We start from the raw sequence: 19,283 nt of genomic DNA on the forward strand, positions 1-19,283 counted from the left end.
GGCAGCCGGTCGGCACAGCCCCTGCGGGTGCGTGCCTTCATCGATCTGGCCGTGCAGCGTCTGGCGGACACGCCGGACTACGTGCTCACCGGCGAGGAGCTGGCGGCCGCCGAGGCCCGGGGCCGCAAGGCTGCCAGGCGCAAGTAGTTTTCTGCGGATTGCCCGGTGCCGGCGCTGGGTGGCCAGGCCGGGCAAGGCGGCCTGCGGCAGGGTTGTTCAGCGGGTGCATTCCCATTCCATGTGATGATCGCACCTGCACTAGAACGGACTCACTCCCATGGCATCCCCTTCCGACAACAGCATCAGCATGGCCCTGTTTTGCGACTTTGAAAACGTCGCCCTGGGCGTGCGCGATGCGCAATATGAAAAATTCGACATCAAGCCGGTGCTGGAGCGCCTGCTGCTCAAGGGCTCCATCGTGGTCAAGAAGGCCTATTGCGACTGGGAGCGCTACAAGGGCTTCAAGGCGGCGATGCATGAGGCGAACTTCGAGCTGATCGAGATCCCGCACGTGCGCCAGTCGGGCAAGAACTCGGCCGACATCCGCCTGGTGGTGGATGCGCTGGACCTGTGCTACACCAAGTCGCACGTGGACACCTTCGTCATCATCAGCGGCGATTCGGACTTCTCGCCCCTGGTCTCCAAGCTGCGCGAGAACAACAAGCAGGTGATCGGCGTGGGTGTGAAGCAGTCCACCTCGGACCTGTTGATCGCCAACTGCGACGAGTTCATCTTCTACGACGACCTGGTGCGCGAGAAGCAGCGCACGCTGGCCCGGCGCCAGGGCCAGGGCTCCGGCGCCACGGCGGCGCCTGCGGCACCGCGCCGCTCGCCCGAGGAAGAGCGCCAGCGCAAGGAAAAGCAGGACGCACGCCGCACCCAGGGCGTGGAGCTGGCGGTGGAGACCTTCGAGGACCTGACCTCCGAGCGCGGCGACAGCGGCAAGATCTGGGCTTCGGTGCTCAAGGAGGCGATCAAGCGCCGCCGGCCCGATTTCAGCGAGAGCTACTTCGGTTTTCGCACCTTCGGTAACCTGCTCGAAGAGGCGCAGGCGCGGGGGCTGCTGGAGTTTGGCCGCGATGAGCGCTCGGGCGCCTATGTGTTTCGCGGCATGGGCGCTGCGGCCGGTGGCCAGGTGCCAGCCGATGCGGCGCCCGCCGAGCGGCAGGGCAACCACAGCAACAACAACAGCAACAGCAGCAACAACAGCAACAACAGCAGCAGCCAGCGCCATGATTTCCATGCCGTGGCGGCGCTGCCGGATGCGTCCGATGGCGGTGGTGGCCGGGGTGGCCGCGGCCGTGGGCGCAGCCGGGGTGAGGGTTCGGCACGCGGCGCGGCACCGCAACAGGTGGATGGCCAGCAGGACCTGCTCGCGTCGGAAGCCCATGCCGCACCGGGCGCTGCCGAGGTGCACGACGACGCGCCGCAGGCCGAGCCGGTGGTCAGCCGCTACTTCCGCCAGCAGGCGGCCGCGCCGGCACCTTCTTACGAACCCGTGGCGACCGAGGAACATGAAGATCTGGCTGCGCAGCCTGCCTTTGACGCCGACGCCGACGAGCCTGCCGGTGCACCACCCGCCGGGGTGACGGAGCCTGCGGACGCGGACGATGGGGTGGATACCACCCGCCCGGCACCGCGCAGCCGCCGTGCGGCCCCGGCGCCGCGCAAGAAGAGCCCCAGCAGCCGCAAGGCCGCTGACGCGCCCGCTGCCGAGCCGACCGCGGCAGAGCCCGAGGCTGCTGCACCTGCACCTGCCAAAGCAGCGGCCCCGCGCGCGCGCAAGCCGCGTGGCACGGGCAAGTCTGCCAAGGCTGCCGAGTAAGCTGCTTGGCGGCTGCCGCACCCGCACCGCTCCCACGCCGGTGGCGGCCCCCAAGTCCTGAACCTGCCCCCCGGCAGCCGCCACTGCAGGGGCGGCGCGTGTGGGGCGCGCCAGGCATGCCACCAACCCCTGTACCTCCCGCCAGACCACCCCGCACCTGACCATGTTGCGGCGCTGGCGCGTTGGTGCTGTGTTTTTCGTAAGCAAAGGTCAATGGCCACGGTTTTGCGGCCTGGCGGCCCGCCTGTTCAACAGGTGTTGGGCCATCATTGCCTGGGGCACAGCCCTACTGCGAAATACAACACACAACAGGAGAAGATCGCATGCATTCGACAACCAGAAGAACCCCAAGACTCAAGCACCTCGCGGCCGTGATGGCCCTCGCGGGCCTGGCGGCCTGTGGTGGCGGCGACGACCGTGCCAGCTACACGCTGGGTGGCAGCGTGGGCGGCCTGGTCAGCGGCCAGACCGTGGTCCTGGCCACTGGCAGTGGCGAAGAGGTGGCCGTGGCTGCCAATGGCGCCTTCACGTTCGCCAGGCCCCTGGCGGATGGCAGCACCTACGCCGTGGCGGTGAAGACGGCACCTGCCGGCGCTGGCTGCGTGGTGCGCAATGGTGCCGGCACCGTGGCGGCCGCCGCGGTGGACACGGTGGCGGTGCGGTGTGCGCCGCTGGCCACCCTGGCGGATGGCCCTTGGGAGCAGGACCGGTGCCGGCCCTCGGCCGATGGCGGCGTGCGCACGCTGTGGAACTTCACCACCCCGGCCAACGGCCCGCTGACGGCGGGCGTGGGCTCGGTGAACTACCGCAACGTGCAATGCGATGGCGTGGGCATCGCGATCGCGGGCCCGCTGAGCGGCACGTTCTGGTTCGAGCAGCAACGCACCGAGACCGGCGCGGGCCTGGTGGCCTTCTGGGGTCAGCGCCAGACCTTTCCGGGCGGACTGTTGAACCCTGCGGTCTTCACCCCCGTGGTGTTGGTGCGCAAGGCCAACCACCTGTGCCTGCTGGAGGACACGGCGGTGCCCTCGGCCTTCCCGAATGCCGCGAGCCTGGAGCCTGCGGTCACCGCGGCCATCGCTGCGGGCAATTGCCATACGCCGCGCTGATCTGGCTCGGCCCTGATCACCCGCGCATGTCTTCCAGCGCGCGCAACACGGGCGCCTCGTACTCGATGAAGCAGTCCGCATGGTTCGCGTCGTGCAGCGGCAGAAGGTGGCTGCCCGCAGGGCGCAGCTGCGTGTCTGTGATGTTGTTGTGGAGGCTGTATGCCTTTGCCAAGTGCGGGCGCACATCCCGGCCCCCGCCCTTTGCAAAAGCACGCCGCCAACAAGCGCAGAGCCATCGCAATCCATCGCTCCCCTGCAGACGCTCAACCAGACACCACGCAGCCATTGGCATCACAGGCCGCGCCCCGCGCATGAACATCGCCAGCAGCAGGCGTGGCCTCGCCCGAAGCCATTCCGGCCCGGGCTACGGCCCCCGGCTCGGCCACCAGCTGCGCCACAAGAGCCCCCACACGCATGTCATCGATGCGACCGAAGTGGTTCAGCCTCAAGCGCCCCCTGCGATCAATCAGCAACAGGCTGGGCGTACCGCGCAAACCATAAGCCTGCATGGTGCGCGGAAGCGGCCCACTGGCATCCGGCCTATCGATGCCGATGGGAAAGGGGTGCCGGTACTCATGCACGAAGGCTTCGAGCGCCTGCGGCGTCATCACCGCATGGTGCTCGAACACCGAGTGCAGCCCCAGCACGGCCACGTCGCGCGCGTCGAACATGGCGTGGACGGCAGCAGCCTGGGGCAGGCCATGGGCCACGCAGCCGGGGCAGAGCATCTGGAAGGCGTGGACCACGACGACCTTGCCGCGCAGGCCTTGCAGCGTGATCGGCATATCGGTGTTGAGCCATTGTGCAATCTCCAACTCGGGTGCGTAGTCCATGGCGGTCTCCTCAGCGCTTGAGTGCGACGGACGGGAAATCCACCGGCACCGCGAACGCCACGTTCAGGTAGTTGGTGAACAGGTTGAGCGCCACGTGGGCGACGATCTCGACCGCCTGGCCGTCGCTGAAGCCGGCGCTGCGCAGCGCCTGCACGTCGGCTTCGGACACCTGGCCGCGCGCCTCCACGAGCTTCAGGGCAAAGGCCAGGGCAGCCGCGGTGCGCGGGTCGTCGGACTGGCCGGTCTGCGCGGCACCCATTTCGGCGGCGCTGGCGCCGGCCTTGCGGCCCAGGGCGGTGTGCGCGGCCAGGCAGTATTGGCAGTCGTTGCGGTTGGCCACGGCCACGGCGATCTTCTCGCCGAGTTGCGCGTCGATGCTGCCGCTGCCCAGCGCACCGAAGAAGCCCCACATGGCGTTGAGCGCGGCGGGCGACTGGGCCACCGTGCGGAACATGTTGGGCGTGGCGCCGAAGGCGCCGTGGATGGCGTCGAGCGTGCCGGCGACGCTGGCGGGGGCGGATGCGCGGTCGATCAGGGGGATGCGGTTCATGGTGATGGTTCCTTGGTCAGGGTTGGTTGGGGTTGGGAAAGGGGTAGGGAAATCAGCGGTTCACTTTGCCGGGGAGCGACAGGTCGCCCGAGGCGACCTTCATCACATCGGGCACGCACAGCAGCGGCGCATGCACGCTGGCGTTCACGCGCAGCACGGCGGCCACGCCATCGAACGAGGCGGCCTGCACTGCGCCGATGTCGTCGAAGGGCACCTTCACCTCCAGCGTCTGGCCGCTGAAGTGCGGGTGCCAGCCGGGGCTGTCGATCAGGATGGGCAGGCCGGGCCAGGTCTTGGGCAGCCGGGGCTTGGCGCCTTCGGGGATGTCCACCACCTTGAGCTTGCCCTTGCCGCAGGCATCGTCGGGCTGCAGCACCACCCAGTGCGAGTGCCACACATCGCCATCGTTGGCGGGGTTGCCGTCGCCGTTCTCGTCGAACAGCGGCGTGTCGTCGAAGTCGGGGTGCGAGGTCACGGCAAAGGCCAGGATGCCGGCCTTGGGCTCGAAGCCCACGGTGGAGGGGTCCAGCGTGGTCGGCCAGACATACGAGAACACCGCGCTGCCGGCCAGCTTGCCCGACCTGGCGGGCCTGGTGGCACCGGCCTTGCCCGACACGGCCACGTGGAAGACGGCGGTGTTGCCTTCGGTGCTGATACGGGTGTGGAAGATGTCGAAGGCCGGCTTGACCTTGGGCGCCGGCGCGCTGCGGATGCCGCCGGTGTGTGGGTCGTTCTTGCCGGTGGGCTTGCCGTGGTGGTGCGCGTCGTGGGCGCCGGCGCTGCAGGCCAGGGCCGCCAGGGCCAGCGCGGTGGCGCTGCGGTGGAGGAGACTGCTGCGGGAGAAGGTGCGTCGCATGGCTGGCTACTTTCCTTGGGGTGGTATGTCGATGGAGGCTTGTCGCGGCGTCTGCAGGAGGGTGGCTGCTGCAAAAACCGTGGAATGAAGTTTGCGCCGCGGTGCAGTAAAATATGGCACGTTGAGTCCTTGAAACATGCCATTTCGTCCTAATTGGTCTCTGCCGACATGAATGCCCCCGTGCCACAACCCATCGACCGGCTGTCCGCGCTGCTCGAGCGCTTTCGCCTGCGGGCACACCTGTTCCACGCCGGGCCGCTGTGCGGCGTGACGCACTTCGCGGCGCAGCCGGGGCGGGGGTTTCTGCACGTGCTGCGCAGTGGCGAGATGGAGGTCACGCACCGCGCACGCGGCGTGAAGCGCCGGCTGCAGGTGAGCGAGCCCACGCTGCTGTTCTACCCGCGGCCGCTGGCGCACGACTTCCACAACGCGCCGGTGGACGGGGCCGATTTCGTCTGCGCCACGCTGGACTTCGAGGGCGGTGACAGCCACCCGTTGGTGCGCGCTTTGCCGCCGCTGCTGGCCCTGCCGCTGCGCGAGGTGCAGGGCCTGGAGCACACGCTGGCGCTGCTGTTCGCCGAGACCGAGCGCCTGCGCTGCGGCCAGCGCCTGCTGGCGGATCGCCTGTTCGAGGTGCTGGTGATCCAGCTGCTGCGCTGGCTGCTGGACCACACGGGCGAGACCGAGCTGCCCGCCGGCCTCCTCACCGGCCTGGCCGAGCCACGCCTGGCGCGCACCCTGGTGGCCTTGCACGAGCGGCCCGAGGCCGACTGGACGCTGGACACCATGGCCGCGCAGGCCGGCATGTCGCGCAGCGCCTTTGCCGCGGCCTTTCGCACCCACGTGGGCCAGCCGCCGGCGGACTACCTGGCCCAGTGGCGCATGGCCATTGCGCAGACCCTGCTGCGCCAGGGAACCTCGGTCAAGGCCGCGGCCGAGCAGTTGGGCTATGCCAGTGCGTCATCGTTCTCGCGCGCGTTCACGCAGGTGGTGGGGCAGGGGCCGCGGGCGTGGGTGCAGGCAGCGCAGCCGCAGCGGGCATGAGCCCCGGCCCGCGGTCCTGTGGGTCAGGCCGAAAAGTGCTCCTGCGCCACGCCGTGGAACTCCTGCGCCAGCGCTGCGCGCACGGCCCCGCGCAGCCACAGCAGGCCCACCTCGCGTTCGGGTGAGGTACCGGGCAGGGGGTGCTTGCGCAGCCGCGGGTCCACCGGCCCGATGACCGCCCAGTCGGGCAGCACCGAGATGCCCAGGCCCTCGGCCACGAGCTTGGCGATGGCGTCGATGCCGTCGAGCTCGAAGCGCACGCGCGGCCGTATGCCGTGGGCGCGCAGGTAGCCGTCGGCCAGGCGCCCGCCCACCACCTTGCGGTCGTACAGGATGAAGGGCTCGGCCGCCAGGGTCTGTAGCACGTCCTTGACCTTCAGCTCGCGCGCGGTGACGAGCACCAGCTTTTCGCGCCGCAGCAGGCGCCATTCGCACACCTTGGGCAGCTCGAACAGCGGGTGCACGAGCAGCGCGGCGTCGAGCTCGCCATTGAGGACGCGCGTGTACAGCTGGGTGGTGGGGGCCGGCTCGATGTAGATCTCGATGTCCTCGTGGCGCTTTGTCCAGGTGCGCAGGATGGGCGGGAGCATGCCCGTCATGCCGACGGGCGTGGTGCCCAGCTTGAGCGGCCCGGCAGGCAGGCGCGTGGCGCTGGCCACGGAGCGCAGGTCGCGCACCTCGCGCAGCACGGCGGGCGCGCGCTCCATCACGCGCAGGCCGGCGGCGGTGGGCTTGACGGTGCGGCCCGTGCGCCCGATGAGGCGGCTGCCCAGGTCGACCTCCAGCGCGTGCACGCGCTGCGCCACCGTGGCGGGCGTGAGGTTGAGCTCACGCGCGGCGGCGGCCATCGAACCCAGTTCGACGACGCGGCTGAAGGTGTGCAGAAACTGGGTGTCCATGGGAACGCAAGCACATCAAGAAGATGCTTTTTGCATCTTTTGATTATGCCTGAGCGTGCTTGAACCGATGGTGTCAGCTGCCCAGAATGAAGTCTCCCTTGGCTTTCATCCGATTCAATCCCTATGCCCCGTATCCAATCCATCGAAGTCTGCGCCGTTGCCCTGCCGCTGGACCGTGTCACCTCCTTCGCGCGCCGTACCGTGAGCGCGCGCCACTACGGCCTGGTCCGTGTCCGCTCCGACGACGGGCTCTCGGGCATCGGCTTTTGCTATGTCGGCAGCGCCGCGGGCCGGCTGTTCACCGTGGCCGTGGAGGACCTGCTGGCCAAGGTGCTGATCGGCCGCGATTCGCACGAGGTGGAGGGGCTGTGGGCGCAGATGTACCAGGAGGCGCTGCTGCACGGCCGCGCCGGCACGGTGATGCGCGCCATCAGCGCGCTGGACACCGCGCTGTGGGACCTGAACGCGCGCAGCGTGGGCCTGCCCCTGCACCGCTACCTGGGCGCCAACGCGCTGGACACGGTGCCCGGCTATGCCAGCGGCGGCTACTACCTCGACGGCAAGACGCCGCAGCACCTGGGCGAGGAGATGGCCAGCTATGTGGCCATGGGTTTCCAGGCGGTGAAGATGAAGACCGGGCGCCTGTCCCCGGCCGAGGAAGAAGCGCGCTTGCGCGCGGCCCGCGAGGCCGTGGGGCCCGACGTGGAGCTGATGATGGACTGCAACAACGGCTGGACCGATGTGACGCAGGCGCTGCAGTACATGCAGCGCTTCGAGCCCTACCGCCCGTACTTCATCGAGGAGCCGTTCTCGCCCGACGACATCGACAACCATGCGCGGCTGGCGCGTGCCACGCGCGTGCCGGTGGCCACGGCGGAGATCGGCTATGGCCGCTGGTACCACCAGGCGCTGCTGGAAAAGCAGGCCGCCGCCATCCTGCAGACCGATGCCGTGGTGTGCGGCGGCATCACCGAATGGCGGCGCATTGCGGCCAATGCGGCCAGCCATGGCGTGGTGATGTGCCCGCACTGGTTCCACGACGTGCATGCACCGCTGGTGGCGGCCACGCCCAATGCGCGCTATGTGGAGTTCTTCTGGGACGACCAGGTGCTGAACTTCCGCCGCCTGATCGACCGCCAGCTCGGGCAGCGCAACGGCCAGATCACGCTGCACACCGGCCCGGGCCTGGGCTTCGACTTCGATGAGCAGGAGATTGCGCGCCACGCCCGCTGGACGCGCATCGACGGGAGCGCGCTGTGAGCGGCGCGCCGCGCCTGCAGGGCGTGCTGTCGCCCGTGGTCACGCCCTTCGGGGCCAACGGCGCGCCATCGCCCGCGCGCCTGCTGGACCACTGCCGCTGGCTGCTGTCGCAGGACGTGAGGCTTGCGGTCTTTGGCACCAACTCGGAAGGCAATTCGCTGTCGCTCGTGGAAAAGCGGCAGTTGCTCGACCACCTGGCGGCCGGCGGCATCCCAGGCCAGCGCCTGATGCCGGGCACCGGCACCTGCGCAATCCCCGAGACGGTGGAACTGACGCGCCACGCCGTGCAGCTGGGCTGCGCCGGGGTGCTGGTGCTGCCGCCGTTCTACTACAAGGGCACGGGCGACGAGGGGCTGTTCGCCTACTTCGCCCGTGTGATCGAGGAGGTGGCCGATGCGCGGCTGCGCGTGTACCTGTACCACATACCTCCGGTGGCGCAGGTGGGCATCGGCCCGGCGCTGATCGAGCGCCTGCTCAAGGCCTACCCCGGCGTGGTGGCGGGCATCAAGGACAGCTCGGGCGATGCCAGCAACACCGAACTGCTGCTGCGCGAGTTCCAGCCCGCGGGCTTCGACGTGTTTGCGGGCAACGAGACGCTGCTGCTGTCTACCCTGCGCGGCGGTGGTGCGGGCTGCATCACGGCCACGGGCAATGTCAACCCCGCGGCGATTGCGCAGCTGTACCGCAGCTGGCAGGCGCCGGACGCCGACGCGCAGCAGGCGCAACTGGACGCCGTGCGCGCGGCCTTCCAGGCCTTTCCCATCATCGCCGCGATGAAGTGGGCCCTGGCCCGGGCCACGGGCGATGCCAGCTGGGCACAGGTGCGCCCGCCGCTGGTGGCACTGGCGCCGGACCAGGCGCAGGCGCTGGCGCAGCGGCTCGACGCGCTGGGCTTTGCGATGCCGCGGACCGAGGCCCTGGCCGCGGCATAGGCGGCCCCATTCACGACAACAATACCGACAAGGAGACAAACACCATGCAAAGCAACCGCCGCCAATGGCTGCTGGCCGCAACGGCAGCAGCAGCGGGCCTGCCCGTGCTGGGCGCCGTCGCAGCCCCCGCAGGCCCGGCCACCGCCGCCGCCGCCGCAACACTTCCGTCCGGGCCCATCAAGCTGGTCGTGGGTTTTCCGCCCGGGGGCGGCACCGACATCCTGGCGCGCCTGCTGGCGCAGAAGCTGCAGGTGCTGTGGGGCCGCACGGTGATCGTGGAGAACCGCGCTGGTGTGTCCGGCACCCTGGCCGCCGATTACGTGGCCAAGCAGCCGGGCGATGGCAACACCTTGCTGCTGGCCCACATCAGCAGCAACGGCATCGCGCCCGGGCTGTACCCCAAGCTCGGCTATTCCGCGGAAAAGGACTTCGCGCCGATCACCATGGTGGGCGCCACGCCGATGGTGGTTATGTGCAAGCCCGACAAGGGCCTGCGCAGCCTGGAAGCCTTGATCGAGCGCTGCCGCCAGCAGCCCGGGCGGGTGAGCTTTGGCTCGGCCGGCACGGGCTCTGCCCAGCACCTGGCGATGGAGGAGCTGCGCCGGCGCGCCGGCATCGAGGTGCTGCACGTTCCCTACAAAGGGTCGGCGCCCATGGTCACGGACCTGCTGGGCGGGCAGATCGATGCCTGCTTCGAGGGCATGACCACGGCCACGCCTTACCTCAAGGCGGGCAAGCTGCAGGGCCTGGCCACCACCCGCCTGCAGCGGGCCAAGGGCTTTGCCGACCTGCCGACCCTGGCCGAAAAAGGCTTTGCCGGCTTCGACGCGAGCATCTGGTTTGCGCTGGCCGCGCCCGCGGCCATGCCGGCGGCCCTGGTGCAGCGCATGAATGCCGACGTGAACCAGGTCCTGGCATCGGCCGACCTGCAGGCCAAGCTGGCCGAGATCGGCGCAGAGGACAGCGGCGGCACGCCGGAGCGCCTGGGCAGTTTCATGCGGGCCGAGCAGGCGCGCTGGGCCCGGCTGATTCGCGAGGCGAAGATCACGCCCGACAGCTGAGCAGGTATGAACGAAGCCGACATGCGCGCTGATGCCGCCAAGACACGCACGCCAGTCGAAAGCAAATGCTCGCCATGGCCCGGGCCATGGCTGCGCTTTGCGCCTGAATCGCACCCATTGTGGCGGCCTGCCCGGAGACGCCGGATGCATCACACCTTCTGGGCGGCGAGATCTGTCAGTCCTTGCCCATGGCGTGGCCGTGCTGCAGGATCTCGTCCTTGAGCCAGAGCACGGCGGGGTCGGCATTGGAGCGCTCGGCCCAGCAGACGTAGAGGCGGTAGTCGGGCAGCTCCACGGGCAGCGGGGCGCTGGCGAGCTGGGCGGCGTAGTGGCGGGCCACGCGCTGCGGGAACACGGCGATCAGGGCGCTGTGCTCGTCGCCGCACATCAGCTCCACCATCTGGCTGAAGGTGGCCACGGCGGCCTGCACCAGGCGCTGGCGGCCTTTGCGGGCCAGGGCCTGGTCCACGGTGTCGTCGAGTACGGAGCGGGTCTGCCCCAGGACCACGTGGGGCGCGGTGCAGAAGGCATCGAGCCCCATGGGCGCGGCCAGGGCCGGGTGGCCGTGGCGCGCCACGGCCACGTAGCTGTCGTCGTAGAGCAGCGTGGATTCGACCCCGCTGGCGGGCGACAGGCGCGGGTGCAGGCCCACGTCCACGTCGCCCTTGCGCAGGCGCTCGGTGAGGCGGCCGTAGTCGGCCAGCTCCCAGGACAGGCGCATGCGCGAGCCCAGCCGCGTGAGCTCGGCGCACAGCAGGGGCAGCATCACGCGGCAGGTATGGTCGCTGCCGGTGATGCGCAGGATGCGGTCGGACGTGGCGGGGTCGAACGCCTGCTCCAGGCTCATGAGCTTGTGCATCTCGTGCAGCACGGCCTCCACGCGCGGCGCCAGCGCGAGTGCGCGCGGCGTGGGCACGATGCCGTGGCTGGTGCGCGTGAACAGCGGGTCGCCAAAGACCTCGCGCAGGCGCTTGAGCGATGCGCTCACCGCCGGCTGGCTCAGGAACAGGCGCGCGGCCGCGCGCGACACGCTGCCCTCGCGCAGCAGCGCATCGAAGGTGCGCAGCATGGGCAGGTCCAGGCCCCGGATATCAGACTGGCCCATATCAGCTATCCAAACGTTTGAATTGATCCATGTCGGCTTGTCTCCTATCGTAACGGTACCCCAGGCGATGCGCGATGCGGATTGCGCCGGGCACCAGCGATGAACGACAACGGAGACAAGACATGACCAAGAATGCAGGACTGCGCGTGCGCAGGCGAACCGTGCTGGCCCTGGGCGCGGCCTTGGCGCTGCCCGGCGGCGCGGCATGGGCGCAGGCCACCGCACAGGCGAACGCGAACGCCTTTCCCTCGCGGGTGATCCGCATCGTGCCCTTCGGCACGGCGGGCGGGCCCATCGATGCGATTGCGCGCGTGTATGCCGACAAGCTGCAGCAGCGCTGGGGGCAGAGCATCATCGTGGACGCCAAGCCGGGCGCCAGCGGCATCATCGCCGCCGATGCGGTGGCCAAGGCCGCGCCGGACGGGCACACGGTGATGCTGACGCTGCCGCTCACGCACATCAACAACGCCATCCTGCAGCCCAAGCTGCCGTACGACCCGGTGAAGGACTTCGAGCCCATCTCGCAGCTGGCGCTGGGCGGGCCCATGCTGGTGGCGCGCGCCGATGCTCCCTACAGCAACCTGCCGGAGTTCGTGGCGTTCGCCAAGCAGAAGAAGAACCTGACCTACGGCACCTGGGGCAATGGCTCGGCCGCGCACCTGATGGGCGAGCTGCTCAAGCGCCAGACGGGGGCGGAATTGATCCACGTGCCCTACAAGGCCGAGGCCGCGGCGCACAACGACCTGTTTGGCGGCCAGCTGGACTTTGCCTGGGCCAACCCGGCCACGGCGCGGGCCCAGGCGCAGGGCGGGCGCATGAAGGTGCTGGGCATCGCGGCCAGCGGGCGCGTGTCGTCGCTGCCGGAGGTCAAGACCTTTGCGGAGCAGGGCTTCGCCGGCTTCGACCTGGACAGCTGGATCGGCGTGTACGCCCCTGCGAAGACGCCGCCCGCCGTGCTGCAGAAGTGGAACGACGCGCTGCGCGAGATCACCAGGATGCCCGAGGTGCGCGAGAAGCTGGCGAGCTTCGGCTTCGAGCCCCTGGGCAACACGGCGGCGCAGTTCAAGGCCAGCTATGCGGCCGACTACCCGCGGGTGGCAGAACTCATCAAAGCCGCCGGCGTGACGCTGGATTGATTCAGACGACAAGGACCCCACTGCATGAACCCCGGCACCGCACAACACAAGGTGATCCCCATCGCCGTCGACACCGGCACGGCCTACGGACTGGCCGCGCCGTCTTCCAACCTCACGCTGGCCCAGGTGGGCGCGGGCACGCCCATGGGCGAACTGCTGCGCCGCTACTGGCATCCCATCGGCCTGGCGGCCGACGCCACCGACACGCCGCGCCAGGTGCGCGTGCTGGGGGAAGACCTGATCCTGTTTCGCGACAAGACCGGCCGGCCCGGCCTGGTGTACCCGCACTGCGCTCACCGGGGCACGTCGCTGTACTACGGCAAGGTGGAGGAGCGCGGCATCCGCTGCTGCTACCACGGCTGGCTGTTCGATGTGGAGGGCCACTGCGTGGAGCAGCCCTGTGAGCCCGAGATGGGCCGCGCACGCGGCAAGGTGCGCCAGCCCTGGTACCCCGTGCAGGAGCAGTACGGCCTGGTATGGGCCTACCTGGGCCCTGCCGACAAGAAGCCGGTGCTGCCGCGCTACGACGCGCTGGAGCGGCTGGACGCGGGCGAGCTGCTGGAGGCCAACGACGCCAGCATCGGCGGCGGCGGCCCGGCCATCGTGCCGTGCAACTGGCTGCAGCACTACGAGAACCTGGTGGACCCTTTCCACGTGGTGGTGCTGCATTCGACCTTCAGCGGCACGCAGTTCGTCGAGCAGATGGCTGAGATGCCCAAGGTGACCTGGGACACCGTGCCCCTGGGCGTGCGCACCACCTCGCTGCGCACCCTGCCGGACGGCCGCACCTTCCGCCGCATCAGCCAGGCCGGCCTGCCCACGCTGCGCGTGATACCGAGCCCCCGGCTGGGGCGCTACGGGCGCGTGGAATCACTGGGCTGGGTGCTGCCCATCGACGACCACCACTTTCGCATCTACGTGGTGGGCCGCGTGGCCGAGGTGGGTGAGCTGGCGCGCATGCGTTCGCGCATGAACGGCAAGCTGTGGGAGGAACTGACCGAGCAAGAGCACCGCGCCATGCCCGGCGACTACGAGGCCATGGTGAGCCAGGGCGCCATCGCCCACCATTCCGAAGAGCACCTGGCCACCAGCGACCGCGGCATCGTCATGCTGCGCCGCCTGCTGCAGCAGCAGGTGGACAAGGTGCAGCGCGGGGAAGATCCGGCGGGGGTGGGCTTCGATCCCGATGCGCCCCCCGTCGTTTTCGACGCCGGCAATTTCCTGGAAGGCGAATGACTGCCGCCGCCGAGATGAACACCCTTGCCGTGCGGGTGGCCCGCCGCTGGCCCGAGGCGCGCGGCATCGAGGCCTTCGAGCTGGTGCACCCACACGGGGATGCGCTGCCGGCCTTCCGCGCGGGGGCGCATGTGGACGTGCACCTGCCCGGCGCCATGGTGCGGCCCTACTCGATCTGCAGCGCGCCGCACGAGCTTTGGCGCTACCTGATCTGCGTGCTGCGCGAGCCCGCGTCGCGCGGCGGATCGCGCGCGCTGCACGATGCCGTGCAGGAAGGTGACGTGCTGCGCATCGGCCGCCCGCGTAACCTGTTCGCGCTGGCCGAGGGCGCCAGCCACCATTTGCTGCTGGCCGGGGGCATCGGCATCACGCCCATCCTCTGCATGGCGCAGCAACTGGTGCAGGCGGGCGATGGCAAGCACTTCGCGCTGCACTATGCCGTGCAGGAGCGCGAGCGCGCGGCGCTGCTGGGGGCCTTGGCGGCACCGGGCCTGGCGGAGCGCTCGCACCTGTACTGCAGCAGCGGGGGCGAGGTGCCGGCGCGCATGGACATCGGCCAGTTGCTGGCGCAGGCCGCAGCGGGCACCCATGTGTATGCCTGCGGCCCCGCGCGCTTCGTGCAGGCCGTGCAGTCGGCCGCTGCCGCGCAGGGCTGGGCGGGCGAGCGTGTGCACGTGGAGCTGTTCGCGGCGCCGCAGCTGCTGCGCGGCGACGGCGATGCGGCCTTCGAGCTGGTGCTGGCCCGCTCGGGCCGTGTGGTGGATGTGCCGGCCGGCTGCAGCGCCACCGAGGCCCTGGCCGCCGCCGGCGTGGCCGTGCCCACCTCGTGCGCGCAGGGCGTGTGCGGCACCTGCCTCATGGGCGTGGTGTCGGGCGTGCCGGACCACCGCGACATGTACCTCTCGGCCGAGGAGCAGTTGCGCAACGACCAGTTCCTGCCATGCTGCTCGCGCGCGCTGACGGGGCGGCTGGTGGTGGACCTCTGACAGGCCAGGGCAACTTTTTGCGTGCTGGCGCACTCTTACCCGCAGCCGGCCACCGCTGTGGACGGCAAGGTGCCCACCATGAACGAACTCGAACTGCTGCAGGGCCTGGGCCTGCAGCTGCCCAGCCCGGCCTACCTCATCGGTGCGCTGGTCTTCGGCCTCATCGGCTGGGTGGTGTGGCGCCGCGGGCGCCGGCAGGCGCGGCCCGCGCTGACCTGGAGCGGCGTGGCGTTGATGTTCTACCCCTACCTTGTCACCCGCACCTGGCTGCTGTGGGGCGTGGGCGTGGCCCTGTGCGCCTGGGCCTGGCTGCAGTGGGAGTGAATGGCCTGGCCTGCCCTCAGCAGAACACCAGCGCCAGCAGGGCGGGGTCGTCCATGAGGTTCAGCAGCGCGTAGTCGGCCCAGCGGTAGGCGAAGAAGAGGGCTTGGTCGGTCCAGCGGTCCAGGGGCATGGGCGGCGATTATGGGGGATGCTGCGGCCCCAACCCAGGGCATGCCGGCGCCTGCCTGGCGCCAGGGCGCGTTGCAGGCGGGTATGCTGACGGCATTGTTGCCACAGCGGCATGACCGACCCCCCTTTTGACGACAACTCCCCAGGAGCCCGTTGCCCCCATGAGCCTGATCCAACCTCTGCCCCCCGGCCCGCTCGACATCGTGGGCGACATCCACGGCGAGTACGAGGCGCTGGTGCAGTTGCTCGGGCACCTGGGCTACGACGCCGAGGGCGGCCATGCCCAGGGGCGCACCCTGGTCTTCGTGGGCGATTTCTGCGACCGCGGGCCGGACAGCCCGGCGGTGCTGGGCCTGGCGCAGCGCCTGGTGCAGGCGGGCCGGGCGGTGGCGGTGCTGGGCAACCACGAGATCAATTTGCTGCGCGAGGATGCCAAGGACGGGTCGGGCTGGTTCTTCGACGCGCGCATGGTGCGCGACCACGACAAGTACGCCCCCTCGGCGCGGCCCACACCGGCGCAGCGCCGCTCCATCGTGGAGTTTCTGTCGGTGCTGCCCATCGCGCTGGAGCGCGATGACCTGCGCGTGGTGCACGCCGCCTGGCAGGACGTGCAGATCGAGGCCGCGCGCCTGCTGCCCCTGGGCTCGGTGCGCAGCGAGTACGACCACTGGGAGAGCGCCGCCAGCCGCCAGGCGCGCGAGACGGCGCTGGAGCAGCGCATGGCCCAGGAGCTGGAGCACTGGCTGCATGGCCTGGAGAACAACCTGCACCAGCCACCGTTTTTGCATGCGCATGCCGAGAACGAGTCCAACAAGCAGATGCTCAACCCGCTCAAGGTGCTGACCTCGGGCGTGGAGAGCACGGGGCGCTCGCCCTTTTTCGCGGGCGGGCGCTGGCGCTTTACCGAGCGCCAGGCCTGGTGGAACAGTTACAGCGACGATGTGCCGGTGGTGGTGGGCCACTACTGGCGCCGCCTGCGCCCCATCGACCGCAGCGTGGTGGGCAAGGGCGATGCCGACCTGTTTGCCAACACCCACCCGCTGGCCTGGCACGGCCAGCGCGGCAATGTGTTCTGCGTGGATTTTTCGGCCGGTGGGCGCTGGGCCGAGCGCAAGGCGGGCAAGGTGGTGGGGCACGACTTCAAGCTGGCGGCCTTGCGCTGGCCCGAGCGGGTGCTGCAGTTCGACGACGGGGTGGTGCAGGCCACGCAGGGATTCGGGACACCGGGCAACCCGTAGCCGGTGGTGCCTGCCGCGCGCAGGGCGGCATCATCATCCATGCGCCATCGCGAAGCCGCTGGCTGCCGGAGGCCACCAGGAACCCGGCGGTTGCGAGCACGCAGCCAAGTCAAGGCCGTGCTCGCGGTGATGGACCGGTGCTGGCGCCGCCAGTGATCTCGCCACTTGCCAGGCAGTGGCACTGCTGCAGCGCTGCCCAGAAAAAACGCCCACCTGTACGGGCGGGCGTTGCCTTGGGATCTACCTGCACCTACCGGCTATTGGATGTCGTAGACCCGCTTGTAGCGAAAGCTGTTGAGCATTTCACCGAGGCTCTCGGCGGTGGTCGCCCCCAGTCCATAGCCGATGAAAAACGCGGTGCCTGACAAGTGGGTCATGTCCTGGTTCAAAAACAAGACGGTGGACGTGTTTTGCAGGCGGTCGGCCCAGGCCAGCGGGTTGGCCGGATTGAGGCGGTCGAAATTGGGCACCGCGTAGGTGTACATGGTCCCATCGGGCGTGATGGCCACGAGGTAGGGGTTGCCCTTGGCGCCAGTGGCCAGGTGTTCGGGTTGGATCTCCACGTACGCGGTCAGCGTCAGGCGGGTCCGGGTCCCGATGGCCACCATGGTGCCTAGCCCGGATGCACCCGCGCCCTCGAACACCACGCGCACCGGCGCCGGTTGCGATGGCCCCACCGGCCCCACACCCAGTTGCCCATAGTCGTTGTTGCCCCAGGCCAGGAGCGTGCCGTCGGTGGTGAGTGCCAGGGAGTGCGAGTAGGATGCCGCGACCTGTGCATACCCGGCGCCAAGCGGTTGCGGGATTTCCGTGTTGCTTTGGGTGCCATTGCCCAGTTGGCCCTTGTCATTGGAGCCCCAGGCCCAGGCCGTGCCATCGGCCTTCAGCGCCACCGTGTGGCTGGAACCTTTGGCGACCTGGCGATAGCCGCCACCCACCAGCACGGGGGCTTCGCGCTCTTTCCATTGCCAGAGCGTTCCATCCTCCTTCACGCCTGCGGCCGAGCGGGAGCCCAAGGCCAGCTGCACGAAACCACGGTCCACCGGGCCGGCGTTGCCGTAGCCGCCCTGCCAGCCCGGGTTGATGAACAGGTCCCCGGAGTACACGTTCAAAAAAACAGACCGTATGGCGCCGTCTTCCAGCAAGAACAACGCGTTGTTGCGGCCACTGACCATTTGCCGGTAGCCGGGTGGCGCCCGGTCCAATATGCCGTCGCTACCGGCATTCCCGTTGAAGAGATTTTTCATATTGTCCCAGTACCAGAAGGATCCGTCTGTCTTCCTGGCGGTTTCCGAGGTCATCAGCTGCGCAAAGCCACTGCCCACCTGCACCGGCTGGGTTACGGCCAGCTCCTGGGCTCTCGCCGTCCCCACAACGCCCCACATCCACAATGTGCCATCGGTCTTGAGGCCCACCATGTGCAAATCGCCCACAGCAACCTGGGCGAAACCGCTGCCGATCTGCACGGGCTTGTCTGCACTGACCGTGGAGCCAGTGCCCAACTGCCCATACCGGCCGTTGCCCCAGGTCCACAGCGTTCCGTCGCTGAGCACTGCTGCGGAGCTATTTGAGCCCGTGGCCATCTGCACCACCGTGGCGGCGTGCACGCTGCCCATGCCGCCAGTCACCAGGGCGAGCAGCAGCCAGGCTTTGAAGGCCACAGGCGCCAGGTGGCGGGAGGCGATGGATCGCAAGTGATGTCTTGCAAAAGACGAAAAGAATCTCATAAGAAAGCCCATCTTTGGAAATATTGGTGAAACCTGCCGAAGCCCGCATTGGCCTCTTCAGAAAGTGCGTGCGCAACGAACGAACGAGCGAACGATGGACACGCCACGGTGGCAGCCTCCCCTCCCTGAAATCTGGCGAATGTTTTTTTACGATCAGCAGGGGGGCCTCTCAAGTGCCATGGTATGGCCGAGCCTCGCAAAAAGCGGTGACTCGCATCACCACACCCGGTCGGCCAAACAAAGCGTTACGAAATCAGTTCAGGGAAGCCGTTTGTTTCAGCCGCCGCTTGCTCCCCATCGACCGCAGCGTGGTGGGCAAGGGCGATGCCGACCTGTTCGCCAACACCCATCCGCTGGCCTGGCACGGCCAGCGCGGCAATGTGTTCTGCGTGGATTTTTCGGCCGGTGGGCGCTGGGCCGAGCGGGTGCTGCAGTTGGATGACGGGGTGGTGCAGGCGACGCAGGGGTGTGGTGCATTGAAGCCGGGCTGGCTGGCTGGCTGGCCGCAGCGCTTCTTCTCCTTCTTCTTCTCTTCAGTCCTGCGCGCGCAGTCGCTGGATGCAGACCGCGAAGAACCCGGCGGCCGCGGCCAGTGCGGTGATGCCGGGGCCGTATTTGCCCAGGGCCAGGTAGGCCAGGCCCAGCACCACGGTCACCCATTTGCCGCCGCCCATGAGTTCATCGGGGTGTGCGAGGTGCCAGGCGCCGATGCCTGCGAACATGAGGGCGAGGAGCAGGTACAGGAGCCATTCGAGGGGGTGAGGGGGCTTGGGTGGGGGCGGGTTCTCTGTGGCCTTGCTTTTGCTTTTGCGCATGGCATCGCGCAGGGCGAGGAAGAGGGCAGCGAGCAGGCCGAGGATGATGAGGATGGTGAATGTGCTGATGAGGGCGGTGGCTAGCATGGTGGGGACGGTAGCACGGGGCTTGGTGGCTGCCTGGTGTTTGTTTGGACTGTGTGCCTTGTTGGAGGGCGGAGGCCGGGATGTGCGCCCGGCGGCGCAGTAACTTTCTCTTGCGTCGCCAAGAGAAAGTC

At 69.0% G+C, this 19,283-nt stretch carries 19 protein-coding genes and 1 pseudogene; 13 read left to right on the forward strand and 7 right to left on the reverse strand.

Going from position 1 to position 19,283, the window contains the following annotated elements:
- The 3 genes and pseudogenes from PMI14_RS34300 to PMI14_RS18330 form a co-directional block, all read left to right on the forward strand.
- Positions 1-147, forward strand: a pseudogene (locus tag PMI14_RS34300) (transcriptional regulator); the annotation flags it as partial.
- A 130-nt stretch (positions 148-277) separates the two neighbouring features.
- Positions 278-1,825 (forward strand): NYN domain-containing protein, encoded by a 1,548-nt coding sequence (locus tag PMI14_RS18325; protein ID WP_007856777.1) that lies wholly within the window; start codon positions 278-280, stop codon positions 1,823-1,825.
- A 323-nt stretch (positions 1,826-2,148) separates the two neighbouring features.
- A complete protein-coding gene (locus tag PMI14_RS18330; protein ID WP_007856779.1) occupies positions 2,149-2,934 on the forward strand; it encodes a hypothetical protein in 786 nt (261 codons plus the stop codon).
- A gap of 16 nt (positions 2,935-2,950) precedes the next feature.
- Here the strand turns inward: PMI14_RS18330 and PMI14_RS34950 are convergent, their stop codons facing one another.
- The 4 genes from PMI14_RS34950 to PMI14_RS18345 all read right to left on the reverse strand — a co-directional run bounded on the left by PMI14_RS34950 (position 2,951) and on the right by PMI14_RS18345 (position 5,173).
- A complete protein-coding gene (locus PMI14_RS34950) occupies positions 2,951-3,106 on the reverse strand; it encodes a hypothetical protein (RefSeq protein WP_157405902.1) in 156 nt (51 codons plus the stop codon).
- Positions 3,107-3,197: 91 nt separating this feature from the next.
- Positions 3,198-3,767: a peroxiredoxin gene (locus tag PMI14_RS18335; RefSeq protein ID WP_007856780.1), complete on the reverse strand. Its 570-nt coding sequence runs from the start codon at positions 3,765-3,767 to the stop codon at positions 3,198-3,200.
- 10 nt (positions 3,768-3,777) lie between these two features.
- Positions 3,778-4,317, reverse strand: coding sequence for a carboxymuconolactone decarboxylase family protein (locus PMI14_RS18340; RefSeq protein ID WP_007856781.1), 540 nt, complete (start codon positions 4,315-4,317; stop codon positions 3,778-3,780).
- A gap of 52 nt (positions 4,318-4,369) precedes the next feature.
- Complete coding sequence (locus tag PMI14_RS18345) at positions 4,370-5,173, reverse strand: hypothetical protein (RefSeq protein ID WP_007856782.1); 804 nt, start codon at positions 5,171-5,173, stop codon at positions 4,370-4,372.
- A 168-nt stretch (positions 5,174-5,341) separates the two neighbouring features.
- Between PMI14_RS18345 and PMI14_RS18350 the strand changes: the two genes are divergently transcribed.
- On the forward strand, positions 5,342-6,217 hold the full coding sequence (locus PMI14_RS18350; RefSeq protein WP_007856783.1) for an AraC family transcriptional regulator: 876 nt from the start codon (positions 5,342-5,344) through the stop codon (positions 6,215-6,217).
- A 23-nt stretch (positions 6,218-6,240) separates the two neighbouring features.
- Here PMI14_RS18350 and PMI14_RS18355 read toward each other — a convergent pair whose 3' ends face one another.
- Positions 6,241-7,116: a LysR family transcriptional regulator gene (locus PMI14_RS18355; protein ID WP_007856784.1), complete on the reverse strand. Its 876-nt coding sequence runs from the start codon at positions 7,114-7,116 to the stop codon at positions 6,241-6,243.
- 123 nt (positions 7,117-7,239) lie between these two features.
- On the opposite strand from PMI14_RS18355, the gene PMI14_RS18360 reads away from it, so the two are divergent.
- The 3 genes from PMI14_RS18360 to PMI14_RS18370 are packed head-to-tail and all read left to right on the forward strand — an operon-like array spanning position 7,240 to position 10,369.
- Complete coding sequence (locus PMI14_RS18360) at positions 7,240-8,376, forward strand: mandelate racemase/muconate lactonizing enzyme family protein (protein WP_007856785.1); 1,137 nt, start codon at positions 7,240-7,242, stop codon at positions 8,374-8,376.
- Positions 8,373-9,308, forward strand: a complete 936-nt coding sequence (locus PMI14_RS18365; protein WP_007856786.1) for a dihydrodipicolinate synthase family protein — start codon at positions 8,373-8,375, stop codon at positions 9,306-9,308. Before PMI14_RS18360 ends, PMI14_RS18365 begins: the two co-directional genes overlap by 4 nt.
- A 44-nt stretch (positions 9,309-9,352) precedes the next feature.
- Positions 9,353-10,369: a tripartite tricarboxylate transporter substrate binding protein gene (locus PMI14_RS18370; protein ID WP_007856787.1), complete on the forward strand. Its 1,017-nt coding sequence runs from the start codon at positions 9,353-9,355 to the stop codon at positions 10,367-10,369.
- A 175-nt stretch (positions 10,370-10,544) separates the two neighbouring features.
- On the opposite strand, the gene PMI14_RS18375 is transcribed toward PMI14_RS18370, so the two are convergent.
- Positions 10,545-11,474, reverse strand: a complete 930-nt coding sequence (locus PMI14_RS18375) for a LysR family transcriptional regulator (protein WP_007856788.1) — start codon at positions 11,472-11,474, stop codon at positions 10,545-10,547.
- A gap of 122 nt (positions 11,475-11,596) precedes the next feature.
- Between PMI14_RS18375 and PMI14_RS18380 the strand changes: the two genes are divergently transcribed.
- The 5 genes from PMI14_RS18380 (at position 11,597) to PMI14_RS18400 (ending at position 16,523) form a co-directional block, all read left to right on the forward strand.
- Complete coding sequence (locus PMI14_RS18380; protein ID WP_007856789.1) at positions 11,597-12,610, forward strand: tripartite tricarboxylate transporter substrate binding protein; 1,014 nt, start codon at positions 11,597-11,599, stop codon at positions 12,608-12,610.
- Positions 12,611-12,634: 24 nt separating this feature from the next.
- Positions 12,635-13,846, forward strand: a complete 1,212-nt coding sequence (locus tag PMI14_RS18385) for an aromatic ring-hydroxylating dioxygenase subunit alpha (protein ID WP_007856790.1) — start codon at positions 12,635-12,637, stop codon at positions 13,844-13,846.
- Complete coding sequence (locus tag PMI14_RS18390) at positions 13,843-14,832, forward strand: PDR/VanB family oxidoreductase (protein WP_007856791.1); 990 nt, start codon at positions 13,843-13,845, stop codon at positions 14,830-14,832. The genes PMI14_RS18385 and PMI14_RS18390 overlap by 4 nt, the downstream gene beginning before the upstream one ends.
- A 78-nt stretch (positions 14,833-14,910) precedes the next feature.
- Entirely contained in the window at positions 14,911-15,156 is a 246-nt protein-coding gene (locus PMI14_RS18395) for a hypothetical protein (RefSeq protein ID WP_035204475.1), read from the forward strand.
- 290 nt (positions 15,157-15,446) lie between these two features.
- Positions 15,447-16,523 carry a metallophosphoesterase gene (locus tag PMI14_RS18400; protein WP_007856794.1) on the forward strand — a complete coding sequence of 359 codons (1,077 nt, stop codon included), beginning with the start codon at positions 15,447-15,449 and terminating at the stop codon, positions 16,521-16,523.
- A gap of 257 nt (positions 16,524-16,780) precedes the next feature.
- On the opposite strand, the gene PMI14_RS18405 is transcribed toward PMI14_RS18400, so the two are convergent.
- Positions 16,781-18,130, reverse strand: coding sequence for a hypothetical protein (locus tag PMI14_RS18405; RefSeq protein ID WP_162137122.1), 1,350 nt, complete (start codon positions 18,128-18,130; stop codon positions 16,781-16,783).
- 407 nt (positions 18,131-18,537) lie between these two features.
- Here PMI14_RS18405 and PMI14_RS35585 point away from each other — a divergent pair, with 407 nt between their 5' ends.
- The gene (locus PMI14_RS35585; RefSeq protein ID WP_238541864.1) at positions 18,538-19,149 is read left to right on the forward strand and encodes a hypothetical protein; all 612 of its coding nucleotides are present in this window, start codon (positions 18,538-18,540) and stop codon (positions 19,147-19,149) included.
- Positions 19,150-19,283 lie beyond the last annotated feature (134 nt).

It is taken from the genome of Acidovorax sp. CF316, from assembly GCF_000276605.1.
In the GTDB taxonomy this organism is placed as follows: Bacteria; Pseudomonadota; Gammaproteobacteria; order Burkholderiales; family Burkholderiaceae_C; genus Acidovorax.